Source organism: Streptomyces sp. CNH189, assembly GCF_000527195.1.
This window is the reverse complement of the sequence record NZ_AZUS01000028.1, coordinates 46,402-58,576: the sequence shown is the minus strand read 5'-3', so window position 1 is coordinate 58,576 and position 12,175 is coordinate 46,402. Positions and strand designations below refer to the sequence as shown.

9 protein-coding genes are annotated in these 12,175 nt (G+C 73.4%); 4 read left to right on the top strand and 5 right to left on the bottom strand.

From position 1 onward, the window contains the following. Positions 1–66 precede the first annotated feature (66 nt). Positions 67–681 (top strand): TetR/AcrR family transcriptional regulator, encoded by a 615-nt coding sequence (locus B100_RS0130370; protein ID WP_024888146.1) that lies wholly within the window; start codon positions 67–69, stop codon positions 679–681. Between the two features lie 144 nt (positions 682–825). Here B100_RS0130370 and B100_RS0130365 read toward each other — a convergent pair whose 3' ends face one another. Then, on the bottom strand, positions 826–1,806 hold the full coding sequence (locus B100_RS0130365; protein WP_024888145.1) for a DUF2510 domain-containing protein: 981 nt from the start codon (positions 1,804–1,806) through the stop codon (positions 826–828). Positions 1,807–2,080: 274 nt separating this feature from the next. Between B100_RS0130365 and B100_RS0130360 the strand changes: the two genes are divergently transcribed. After that, the gene (locus tag B100_RS0130360; RefSeq protein WP_024888144.1) at positions 2,081–4,768 is read left to right on the top strand and encodes an AAA family ATPase; all 2,688 of its coding nucleotides are present in this window, start codon (positions 2,081–2,083) and stop codon (positions 4,766–4,768) included. On the opposite strand, the gene B100_RS37810 is transcribed toward B100_RS0130360, so the two are convergent. Both B100_RS37810 and B100_RS0130355 read right to left on the bottom strand, forming a co-directional pair. Beyond that, on the bottom strand, positions 4,761–4,871 hold the full coding sequence (locus tag B100_RS37810; protein WP_486585738.1) for a hypothetical protein: 111 nt from the start codon (positions 4,869–4,871) through the stop codon (positions 4,761–4,763). The genes B100_RS0130360 and B100_RS37810 overlap by 8 nt on opposite strands. Before the next feature lie 202 nt (positions 4,872–5,073). Then, positions 5,074–6,090: a DUF3048 domain-containing protein gene (locus B100_RS0130355; RefSeq protein ID WP_037723809.1), complete on the bottom strand. Its 1,017-nt coding sequence runs from the start codon at positions 6,088–6,090 to the stop codon at positions 5,074–5,076. Positions 6,091–6,291: 201 nt separating this feature from the next. Between B100_RS0130355 and B100_RS0130350 the strand changes: the two genes are divergently transcribed. Then, a complete protein-coding gene (locus B100_RS0130350; RefSeq protein WP_024888142.1) occupies positions 6,292–7,482 on the top strand; it encodes a zinc-dependent alcohol dehydrogenase in 1,191 nt (396 codons plus the stop codon). A gap of 70 nt (positions 7,483–7,552) precedes the next feature. On the opposite strand, the gene B100_RS0130345 is transcribed toward B100_RS0130350, so the two are convergent. Continuing rightward, entirely contained in the window at positions 7,553–8,620 is a 1,068-nt protein-coding gene (locus B100_RS0130345) for an ATP-dependent DNA ligase (RefSeq protein ID WP_024888141.1), read from the bottom strand. Positions 8,621–8,934: 314 nt separating this feature from the next. On the opposite strand from B100_RS0130345, the gene ligD reads away from it, so the two are divergent. After that, positions 8,935–9,957, top strand: a complete 1,023-nt coding sequence (ligD, locus tag B100_RS0130340) for a non-homologous end-joining DNA ligase (RefSeq protein ID WP_024888140.1) — start codon at positions 8,935–8,937, stop codon at positions 9,955–9,957. A gap of 27 nt (positions 9,958–9,984) precedes the next feature. Here the strand turns inward: ligD and B100_RS0130335 are convergent, their stop codons facing one another. After that, on the bottom strand, positions 9,985–12,171 hold the full coding sequence (locus B100_RS0130335) for an OmpL47-type beta-barrel domain-containing protein (RefSeq protein WP_024888139.1): 2,187 nt from the start codon (positions 12,169–12,171) through the stop codon (positions 9,985–9,987). Positions 12,172–12,175 lie beyond the last annotated feature (4 nt).

The window sequence follows — 12,175 nt, the reverse complement described above, 5'->3', positions numbered from 1 at the left end:
GTACGACACACCCCGACGTACGACACACTCGAGGCACGACACATTCCGTCGAAGGAGAGGCAGCCGATGACGTCGCAGGACGCGGACCGACCCGGACCGGTCGGAACCTCGCGCCGCTCCAAGATCACGCCCGAGCGTGAGCGGGAGTTCTTCGACGCCGTGCTGAACCAGATCCGCGAGTGCGGCTACGACGCGGTCACCATGGAGGGCGTCGCCGCCAGCACACGCTGCAGCAAGTCGACGCTCTACCGGCAGTGGCGGACCAAGCCGCAGTTCGTCGCCGCCGCCCTGCGCTCCAGCCGGCAGGCGCGGTTCGCGCGGATCGACACCGGCAGCCTCGCCGGGGACCTGCGGGAGGCGGCCCGCCGCGCGGGGGAGTGGTCACCGAAGGACGCCACGCTGCTCCAGGCCCTCGGCCACGCGGTCGTCCAGGACCGGGAGCTGGCGCAGGCGCTGCGGGAGGCGCTGGTCGACCCGGAGATCGCCGCGCTCCGGGAGATCCTCGGGCGCGGGGTGGAGCGCGGCGAGGTCGCCGCGGACAACGCGGCGCTGGAGTACATCCCGGCGCAGATCTTCGGGGTGCTGCGGGTCCGGCCCATGCTGGAGGGCCGCAACGCCGACCCGGAGTACGTGGTGCGCTTCGTGGAGGCCGCCGTGCTGCCGGCCCTCGGGCTGGAATGAGACCCGGGCCCCGCCGGTCAAGGGGACGACCGGACGGAGGCCCGAGACGCGCCGCACCGTGGGGACGGGGGCGGCGCCACCCGGCCGGGTGGGACACCTCTTGAGCGGAGGGGTGCCCCACCCGGCCGTCGTCGTGAGGGCCGGTCAGACGTCCTGACCGTTGCCGCCGCCCTTCGACACCGCGATGCCCTCGGTGATCTCGTCGAGGACCGTCTGCCCCTGGTCGGTGTCGACGCCGAAACGCACCACCACGATCTGCCGCGGGCTCGCCGGGGACGGGAAGGCGAGGGACTGCACGTAGCCGTCCGAGCCCTTGCTGGTGACCGCCTTCCAGCGGACCAGGTACCCCTGCTGCCCGGCCACCGTCACCGCCTTGGAGTCGAGGACGTCGTGCGAGGCGATCCGCCCGTAGGAGTCGCCGCCGTAGCTCTCCTCGGCGTTCGCCGCGATGTCCGCCTTGGCGACCTCCTCGGCGCTGGAACCACGGGTGCCCAGCGCCACGGCCGGCGCCGAGTACGCCCCGCCCTTCGTGCAGGTGCTCGACGTGTCGCCGGGGCAGTCGTAGGTGTCCTTCGACGTCACCGCCGCGCCCACCTGGAGCCAATCGCCGTACCAACCCTCGGGGACGGGCAGGCTGATCCCGCTCAGCGCGTCGGTCACCGACCCGCTCTCGACCCGCGGCGGCTCGTCGCCGTCGGCCCCGGGCTCGTCGCCCTCGGGGCCGTCCGGGGCGCCCTCGTCCGGCGCGCCCCGGTCGCCGTCCTGTCCGCGCTGCTGCGAGGTGGCGGTGGTCCGGCCCCCGCCGTCGTCGGTCAGCGCGTACACGCCGACACCGAGGCTCGCCAGCACGGCGGCGGCCACCACGACGGCTATCCCGGTGCGCACCCCGCGCCCCCGCCCGGACGGCGGCGCGGCCGGGTACGCCGGGTAGGGGGGATACCCCGCGGCGGCCTCGGCACCCGGCCCCGGCGGAACCCAGGCGGCGGCCTCGTCCGCTGCGGCGGCACGGGCGGCCGGCCGGATGCGGTCCGTCCAGGCCGCGCCGTCCCACCAGCGCTCGGTGGCCGGTCCGTCTTGCGTCTGCCCGGGGTCGGGATACCACCCGGGAGGAGTCACCTGCGTCATGCCCCCACCGTACGAGGCGACGGTGAAAGCCGGATGAGAGAGTCCCCGCGCGCCCGGCGCCGCCCCCTTACCCGTTCGGCGTGACCCACGTCAACGGGCCGTTCGGGAACAGCTGTTGACCGACGGGTCGCTGGTGAGAGGCTGCCCGCGTCGACTCCCCGTACCCGGTGTCACTCGTCACGGCAACACGTGCGCCGAGCCGGCTCCGCTCGGCCGGACGGAGGACTACGCTCGGGTCCGGTACGTCATTCGGGCGACTCGGGGAGGTAGCGGGATGACGGAGGTACGGCCCCCGGCGGCGCCCTCGGCCGCCCTGTGGGAGCGGGACGAGGAACTGGCCGCCATCGCGGAGGCCGTCGACGTCCTGTGCGCCGACCGCTCCTCGCCGGGCACGCTGATGGTGCTGCGCGGCGAGGCGGGACTCGGCAAGACCGCCCTGCTCGCCGAGACCCGGCGCATCGCCGAACGGCGCGGCTGCACCGTCTGGTCCGCCCGCGGCGGCGAGACCCTGCGCACGGTGCCGTTCAACGTGGTGCGCCAACTCCTGCAGCCCGCACTGGTGTCGCTGCTGCCCGAGGAGGCCCGCGAGTACCTCGGCGACTGGTACGGCATAGCCGGCCCCGCCCTCGGGATCACGGACCCGGGCGACGGGCACGCCGACCCGCAGGGCGTGTGCGAGGGTCTGGTCGCCGCCGTGCGCCGGCTCGCGCGCCGGGACTGGCCGCTGGTCCTCCTCGTCGACGACGCCCACTGGGCCGACCAGGAGACCCTGTACTGGCTCGCCGCCTTCGCCGAGCGCCTCGCCGACCTGTCCGTGCTCGTGGTGGTGGCCCGCAGGCCCGGTGAGATCTCCGGCGTCAGCGCCCGTCACCTGGACGCGGTCGCCGCCGCGGCCGACCGCCCGGTCACCAACCTCAGCGCCCTCACCCCCGAGGCGGCGGCCGGACTCACCCGCGCCACCCTGGGGGAGAACGCCGACGCCGCGTTCTGCCGCGAGGTGTGGGCCGTGACCGGCGGCAACCCCTACGAGACCGTCGAACTCCTCGCCAAGGTCNAGGACAGCGAGCTGGAGCCGGTCGAGGCCCACGCGGGCGAACTGCGCGAGCTCAACCGCTCCGCCCGCGGCGGCGGCCTCGTCGCCCGCCTGGAGGAACTCGGCATAGACGCCACCCGGTTCGCCTGGGCCGCCGCGATCCTCGGCGACGGCATCACCGTCGACCTGGTGGCCCGGCTCGCCACCCTCGGCCCCGACGACGCCGCCCGCTGCGCCGAACGCCTGCGCAGCGCCCGCATCCTCACCGTCCCCGACCCGGCCGCCGCCGGCCGCACCGGGCAGGCCGAGCTGGAGTTCGTGCACCCGCTGATCGCCACCGCCGTCTACAACTCCATCCCCGACGCCCTGCGCCGGGCCATGCACGGCATCGCCGCCCGGATCGTCACCGACTCCGGGCGCGGCGCCGCCGCGGCCGCCCGCCATCTCCTCGAAGTGCACCCGGACGACGACGAGGAGCTCGTCTGGCAGCTGCGTGAGGCCGCCCGCGAACACCTCGCCGTCGGCGCCCCGGACGCCGCCCGCCGCTGCCTGGAACGCGCCCTGGAGGAACCGCCCCGGCCCGAGGTCCACGCGCACGTCCTGTACGAACTGGGCAGCGCCACGTTCCTGACCGCGCCCGCCCGCACCATCGGCCATCTGCGCACCGCCCTCGGCATGCCCGGCCTGGACGGCGGCCGCCGGCTGGACGCCGTGATCCGCCTCTCCCAGGCCCTGCTGCACAACGACCAGATGGAGGAGGCCGTCCGCACCGTCGAGGCGGAGGCCGCCCGGCTGCCCGCCGGACCCGCCCGGATGCGGCTCCAGGCCGTGCAGTTCATGTGGGAAGGCGTGCACGCGGGCGAGACCATCACACCAGGCCGCTCCGAACGCCTGGCCGACCTCGCCGCCACCTGCACAGGCCGCGACAACTCCGAGCGCGCGCTGCTGATTTTGCGCGGCTTCGACGGCATGATGCGCGGGGAGAACGCCGAGGAGATCGTCGAGATCTGCGACCGCGCCCTGGTCAACGGCCGGCTCGCACCGGGCCTGGGCTGGACCGACGCCGAGTGGGGCGTCGAACTGCTGCTGATGCTGGCCAGCAGCTACGCCTACACCGACCGCCTCGACCGCGCCGAAAGCTTCTACAGCGAGGCCCTGCAGGCCTACGACACGGCGGGCTGGAGCGGCGGCCACCTGGTCCTCGCCCACGCCTACGTGGGTCTCGCGCACCGCAGGCGGGGCCGGCTGGAGGCCGCGGAGACCTCCCTGCGCGAGTCGCTGCGCCACGCCGAACGCGTCGGCCGTGGACTGCCGTTGTACTGGACGGCCACCTGCAACCTGGTCGACACCCTGCTCGCCCGCGGCCACGTCGACGAGGCATGGGCCGTGGCGGAACGGCACGGCTTCGCGCCGCCCTACCCGTCCACCGTCGTACTGCCCGACCCGCGCTCGGTGCGCGGCCGGCTGCTGCTGGCCGTCGGCCGTACCAAGGACGGCATCAACGAACTGGAGGCGGCGGAGAAGGCCGCCGCCGCGCGTGGCCACCAGAACCCGGTGCACGTCTTCGGCGCCGCCGACCTCGCCCGCGCGCTCGCCACCGAGGACCCCGCCCGGGCGGCCCGGCTCGCCGTCGACGTGCGCCGCCGCGCCGAACGCCTCGGCACCGACACCGCGATAGGGGAGGCCCTGCGGGTCGCCGCCGCCCTGGAGACCGGCCAGCGCGCGGTGCGTCTCGCCGCCCAGGCGGTCACCTACCTGGAGTCCTCGCCCTGCCAGTACGAACACGCCGCGGCCCGCATCGAGTACGGCACCCTCGCCCGCTCCGTGCCCGACCTGGAGCGGGGCCTGGCACTGGCCGGCTCATGCGGCGCGGACGGCCTGGTGGAACAGGCCCGCACCGAACTGGCCACGTACGCAGGCCTCAGGTAGCGGTCCAGCCATCCTCCTCCGGGCACCCGCCCGCCATGGTGAAGGCCCGCGTCGGCGCCGGGATGCCGCAGCGGACGGCCGTCTGCGGCAGTACCGCGCCGATCTCCTCGGCCGACGGCCCCTTGCGGCGGGCCGCCCGTACGTGCGGAACCTTGCGTCGTGGTGGCCGTACGCCACCGGCGCGTCCTCGCCCCGCTCGACCCCGCCGAGCGGGAGCCGTTCATCGGTCTGATCCCCGGGTGGCCGATACCGCCGGGACGCCGCGCGACCGGGTGCGGGCGCCCGCCACCCGATGAGGCGCGCGCTCAGCGTCCCGACGCCAGCACCACCCACACCGGACCGGACGCGAAGTTCAGCGGCTCGCCGTCCCCGGTGGTGAACGACGTGCCGTCCTCGGCGGTCGCCCGGTTCCAGACGGCCGGGTAGGTACGCCCGTCCCGCAGCACGGTGGCCTTCCCCGAACCGACCGTCTCGGTGTACGGGGTGTTGTTGCCGAGGAAGTCCCGGAAGCCCGAGCGGCGCACGGTCACGTCCTGCACGACCACCGTGGACGCCGTCAGCCGGTCGCCGTCCCTGTCGGTCGCGGGGGTGCCGTCCATCGACACCTTCCAGGCCCGGTCGGCATCCGCCCAGGTGAAGGTGAAGCGAGCCGCCGGGAAGCGCACGGTGACCTCGTCCTCCGGCGTGCCGCCCGCGGGCGCCGGGCCGTGCCGGAAGCCGGTGGTCAGCGCGGCCTCGCCGGGCGCGTCGTCCAGCAGCCGGTGCGGGCGGACGTACAGGTTGTGCGGTGCCGCCCGTGCGGAGTCCCGGGTGAAGGCGTCGTCCTCCGACCCGGGCTCCACAGGCGTGAGCGGCGCCCGGTCGATCAGCGGCAGCAGCTTGCTCTGGGCCCCGGAGAAGGCGAGCAGCGGCTGGTCGAACTGGCGCAGCAGCTCCAGGTCGGACTCGCGGGCGCTGCGCACCGGGCCGACCGACTCGGGGAGTTGTGTGGCGTACACGGCCATCAGCCGGCTCAGCCCGCCCTCCACCTGCTCGACGTACACCACGTCGGCCTCGTCGAGACCCGTCTGGGGCCGGGCCTCGGGCGCGTTGTCGACCTTCACGGCGAGGGCGGGAGGCAGCGGCCGGCCGTCCGGGCCGGTCGCGGTCGGCGACTCCTCGGGTGAGCCGCGACCGTCGTCACCGGACCCGCCCGACGTGCAGCCCGCCGCCAGACCTGCCGCCAGCAGGGCGGCGACGAGCACTCCGGCCCTCCTGCCGCCGCGCCCCCGGCGCGTCCCTCGTTCTGTGCCCACCGTCGCCACCGGCCATCCTCGTATCATCCGCTGTTTCGATTGTGCGCTTTTCCGATCGTCTCCGCCCCTGTCCGGTCGGACGGCGTCCCGCGCGGTGGGTTCCGCCGATCGGCCCAGCGATCGGCGGTTCGGCGTCCGGCCACTCGGGTACCCGGAGCCGACCGCACGAGCGACACACGGGCGCGTACGGGCGCCACACACCGGTCGGCACGGAGGGAGCAGGCGGCGATGAAGGCTTTGACCTGGCAGGGGAAGCGGGACGTACGGATCGAGAACGTGCCGGATCCCAAGATCGAGGAGCCGACGGACGCGATCATCCGTGTCACCTCCACCGGACTGTGCGGATCCGACCTGCACCTGTACGAGGTGCTCACCCCGTTCATGACCCCGGGCGACATCCTCGGGCACGAGCCGATGGGCATCGTGGAGGAGGTCGGCGCGGCCGTACCCGACCTCCAGGCCGGCGACCGGGTCGTGGTGCCCTTCCAGATCGCCTGCGGCAACTGCTGGATGTGCCTGACCGGGCTGCCCACCCAGTGCGAGACCACCCAGGTCAGCTCCGAGGGCATGGGCGCCGCCCTGTTCGGCTACACCCGGCTGTACGGAGCGGTCCCCGGCGCGCAGGCCGAGTACCTGCGGGTGCCGCAGGCCCAGTACGGCCCGATCAAGGTGCCCGAGGGCCCGGCGGACGACCGCTTCGTCTACCTCTCCGACGTCCTGCCGACCGCCTGGCAGGCCGTCGCCTACGCGGACGTCCCCAAGGGCGGCAGCGTCGCCGTGCTCGGCCTCGGCCCGATCGGCGACATGGCCTGCCGGGTCGCCCAGGCCAAGGGCGCCGGGCGGGTGTTCGGCGTGGACCTCGTCCCCGAACGGCTGCGCCGGGCCAAGGAACGCGGCGTGGAGACCTTCGACCTGCGCTCCTTCGACGACGAGAAGGAACTCGTCGCGGCGATCCGCGACCAGACCGACGGCCGCGGCCCCGACGCGGTGATCGACGCCGTCGGCACCGAGGCACACGGCAGCGCGGCGGCCCGCATGGTGCAGAACGCCTCCGCGCTGCTGCCCCGCAAGATCAGCGGACCGATGGCCGAACGCTTCAGCGTCGACCGGCTTGCCGCCCTCTACACCGCCATCGACCTGGTGCGCCGCGGCGGCACCATCTCGATCAGCGGCGTCTACGGCGGCATGGCCGACCCGATGCCCATGCTGACCATGTTCGACAAGCAGATCCAGCTGCGCATGGGGCAGGCGAACGTGCGCCGCTGGAGCGACGAGATCATCCCGTTCCTCACCGACGAGGATCCGCTCGGCGTCGACGACTTCGCCACCCACCGCGTGCCGCTCGACGAGGCACCGCAGGCGTACGACATGTTCCAGAACAAGCGGGACGGCTCGGTCAAGGTGCTGATCAAGCCCTGACCCGGGCCGCCGGGGATCACGGGCCGCCGGAGATCACGGTTGGCGGCCGGAAATCACGGTTGGCCCGGGATCACGGTCCGCCGAGGATCTCCGCGAGGTCGTAGCGCACGGGCTCCTCCAGCTGCGCGTACGTGCAGCTCTCGGGGGTGCGGTCGGGGCGCCACCGGTGGAAACGGGCGGTGTGCCGGAAGCGCTGCCCGTTCTCCATGTGGTCGTAGGCGACCTCGGCCACCCGCTCCGGTCTGAGCGGCACCCACGACAGGTCCTTCTTCCCCGACCAGCGGCTGGGCGCCCCGGGCAGCCGCGCCGAGGCGTGCGCCGCCTCGTCCGCCCAGGCCGCCCACGGGTGGTCCGACACGTCGTCCATCCGCAGCGGCTCCAGCTCCTCGATCAGCTCCGCGCGCCGCTTCATGGTGAACGCGGCTGACACCCCCACGTGCTGGAGGGCGCCGCCCCGGTCGTACAGGCCGAGCAGCAGCGACCCGACCACCGGCCCGCTCTTGTGCAGCCGGTACCCGGCGACCACCACGTCCGCCGTGCGCTCGTGCTTGATCTTGAACATGGCACGCTCGTCCTGGTGGTAGCGCAGGGTCAGCGGCTTGGCGATCACACCGTCCAGACCGGCGCCCTCGTACTGCTCGAACCAGCCCCGGGCCACCTCGATGTCGGTGGTCGCCGGCGCCACGTGCACCGGCGGGGTGACGTCGCGCAGCGCCCGTACGAGCAGCTGACGGCGGTCGGTCAGTGGCACGTCCAGCAGCGACTCGGCGGCCAGCGCCAGCAGGTCGAACGCGACGAAGGAGGCCGGGGTCCGCTCGGCGAGCGTCCGCACCCGGGAGTCCGCCGGATGGATGCGCTCGGTCAGCGCGTCGAAGTCCAGGTGCCCGTCCCGGGCGATGACGATCTCCCCGTCGACCACGCACCGCCCGGGCAGCCGCTCCCGCAGCGCCTCGACCAGCTCGGGGAAGTACCGGGTGAGCGGCTTGCCGGTCCGGCTGCCCAGCTCCACCTCGTCGCCGTCACGGAACACGATCGCCCGGAAGCCGTCCCACTTCGCCTCGTACTGCATGTCCGGCGGGATCCTCGCCACCGACTTGGCGAGCATCGGCCTGACGGGCGGCATCACCGGAAGGTCCATGGCTCGACTCTAAGGACGGACGCGGTGGTCCGCGTCTCGAAGAAGCCTGACGCAGCCTGCGGGCAGTCGTGCCGCTGGGGCGGCACGGGTGGGCGCAGGCGGCACCCTCTCGGCGGGCCTCGGTTTCAGCGCCGTGCCTGCGGCTGACGCGGTGCCTCGCACCGTCGTGTGCCGGGTGCAGCCCGTCCGGGCCTGGTCGCGCAGTTCCCCGCGCCCCTTCGGGACGCCGCAGCCGGCGGGCGGTCGCACCCCTGGGGCGCCGGGGTGGGTGCGTCTGGTGTGCGGGGGCCGGTCCCCGCGCCTACCGTGGCCGCATGGGTGATGCGGTGGAACTGGAGGTCGGCGGCCGGACCGTACGGCTGTCCAGCCCGGACAAGGTCTTCTTCCCGGAGCGTGGCTACACCAAGCTGGACGTCGCCCGCTACTACCAGGCCGTCGCCCCCGGCATCCTGCGCGCCCTGCGCGACCGGCCCACGACCCTGCAGCGCTACCCCGACGGCATCACGGGCGAGTGGTTCTACCAGAAGCGCGCGCCCAAGAGCATGCCGGACTGGATCCCCACGGCGCACATCACCTTCCCCAGCGGCCGCAGCGCCGACGAGATGTGCCCCACCGAGGAGGCCGCCGTGGTGTGGGCGGCCCAGTACGGCACGCTCGTCTTCCATCCCTGGCCGGTGCGCCGCACGGACGTCGACCACCCCGACGAACTGCGCATCGACCTCGACCCGCAGCCAGGCACCGACTACGACGACGCCGCCCGCGCGGCCCACGAACTGCGCGCCGTCCTCGGCGAGTACGGACTGCGCGGCTGGCCCAAGACCTCCGGCGGCCGGGGCCTGCACGTCTTCGTGCCGATCGAACCCCGCTGGACCTTCACCCAGGTCCGCCGCGCCGCCATCGCCGTGGGCCGGGAGATGGAACGCCGGATGCCCGAGCAGGTCACCATCAAGTGGTGGAAGGAGGAGCGCGGGGAGCGCATCTTCGTCGACTACAACCAGACCGCCCGCGACCGCACCATCGCCTCCGCCTACTCGGTGCGGCCCCGCCCGCACGCCCCCGTCTCCGCACCGCTGCGCTGGGACGAGGTGGGTGTCGCCCACCCGCAGGACTTCGACATCACGACCATGCCCGCGCGCTTCGCCGAACTCGGCGACGTGCACGCGGACATGGACGACCACGCCTTCTCCCTGGAACCCCTGCTGGAACTCGCCCGGCGCGACGAGCAGGACCACGGCCTCGGCGACCTGCCCTACCCGCCGGAGTACCCGAAGATGCCCGGAGAGCCCAGCCGGGTGCAGCCGAGCCGGGCCAGGAAGCCGAAACCCACGACCTCCTGACCCGGCTCCCCGCCGACTTCGCGCGGGCTACAACTCCTTGATCCGGACGTCGCGGTAGGAGATGACGTCCGTCGTGCTGTGCACCTGCAGCCCGAGGTAACCGGAGGCGAACCGCCGCCCGTCCGTGCCCGGGTCGTCCGAGCGCGGCGGGGTGAAGTCCTGGCCGCCGATGTTGTCGAACTCGTTGATCAGCACGCCGTTGCGGTAGACCGAGTAGTGCTGGTCCACCACGCGGATCTCGTAGTCGTTCCAGGTGCCCTTCTGCGTCACACCGGCACCGGCCAGGCCCACCCGGTCGAAGCCGTAGACCGAGCCCGTCTTGTACATGTCGCCGGTGGGTGAGTCGAACACCTGGATCTCGTGTCCGAACTTGATCGCGGCCCACTCCGGCCGGGACTCCTCCGGGTGGTCGTGGATCTGCGGGAACCGCACGAACACCCCGCCGTTGGCGTTGGCGGTGCCCGGCGCGTCGTCACGCCACTGGAGCTTCAGCGAGAAGTCGCCGTACGTGCGCTCGGGGAACCACAGCATGCCGAGCCCGTCCCGCGCCGTGCCCGAGGTGATCGATCCGTCCGGGTTCAGCGCGAACGAACCGCCGCCCACCTGCTCCCACTTGGCGAACGACTCCGGGGTGCCGTCGAGGATCGTGCGGTAGCCCTCGGTCTGGCCGGGCGTGCCGATGCCGGACTGCCTGGCCGCCTTGTTGACCGCCCGGTACTCCCGCTTGTCGATGACGCCTTCCTTGCGCAGCGCGTCCAGCACGGTGGTGACGTGCTTCAGGAACAGCGCCTGCGAGGTCCACTCCTTCTCGTCCTCGATCAGTTCGCCGATCCGGCACCGGTTGTCGGTGACGCGGTTCGGCACGCCCGAGTCGACCGTCCCGACGATCACCGTCAACCGCTCGTCGTACTCGGGGCAGGGGGGCGCGGGTACCCCGCCGGACACCACCGTGAAGCTCACCGTGAGCGGCTCGGAGGTGTTTCCGGCCTCGTCGGTGGCCCGGTAGGCCACCGTGTGCCGGCCCGCCCGGTCCACGACCACGGGCTCGGTGTAGGCCAGGTACGGCCCGGCGTCGAGGGAGTACTCGACGCGTGCCACACCGGACCCGTCGTGCCCGTCGTCGGCGCTGACCGTGACGGTGGCGCGGCCGACGTAGGCGCCGTCGGAGTTCTTCGTGCCCTGTACGGTGACGCCGGTGGCGGGCGGGGTGGTGTCCTGCGGGGGAGCGGCGACGACCGTGAATTCCACGCTCTTCTCCGCAGCCGCGTTGCCCGCCTTGTCGGTGGCCCGGTAGCGCACGGCGTGCGTGCCCGCCTCGTGCACCATCACCGGACCGTTGTAGGTCTGCCAGGCGCCGTCCGCGCCGATGGCGTACTCGATGGTGTTGACGCCGGAGCCGGTGTCGGACGCGGTGACGGTGACCGTCGCCATGTCGATGTAGTGACCGTCGGCGTTCTTCTCACCGTCCACGGTCGCCGAGGTCTCCGGCGCCGTGGTGTCGTCGGTGGGCGGCGCGACCACGGTGAACTCGACGCTCTTCTCCTCCGACACGTTGCCGGCCTTGTCCAGGGCACGGTAGCGGACGGTGTGCGTACCGACCTGGTCGACCACCACCGGGGCGGTGTACGGCTGCCAGGCGTCGTCGTCACCGAGCGCGTACTCGATCCGGTCGACGCCCGAACCCTCGTCCGTGGCCGCGAGGGTGACGCTCGCGGAGCCGACGTACTCGCCCCGGTCGTTCAGCGTGCCGGTCACGTCGGCCGTGGCCTCGGGGGCGGTGGTGTCCTCGCCGCCGCCCTCGGTGACCGTCAGGACGCCCTTCATCTCCCCGTGGCCGGGGATGGTGCAGTGGTAGAAGTAGCGGCCCGGGGTGAGCGTCACCTCCGCGGTGTGCCGCCCGCCCTGCGCGTCGGCCGGGTTGGCCAGGATGTTCAGCTGGACGTCGCTGTTGTACTCCGGGTCGGAGGTGACGAACGTCAGGGTGTGCGGCATGCCGGTGGTGTTGCCGGTGGCCGCGCTGTTCTCGAAGACGATCGTCGCCGGACCGGCCACCGCGGTGGCCGGCGCGGACGTGTACTCGGTGATGCTGTCGCCCGCGGTCCAGGTCAGGACCTGCGCCGCCGCGCGGCCGGCGTCGGCCTTCGGCTGTCCCGCAGCGGGGAGCGCCTGCAGGCCGAGCACCGTCATCAGGCAGGCCAGCAGCACGGCCCACACTCTT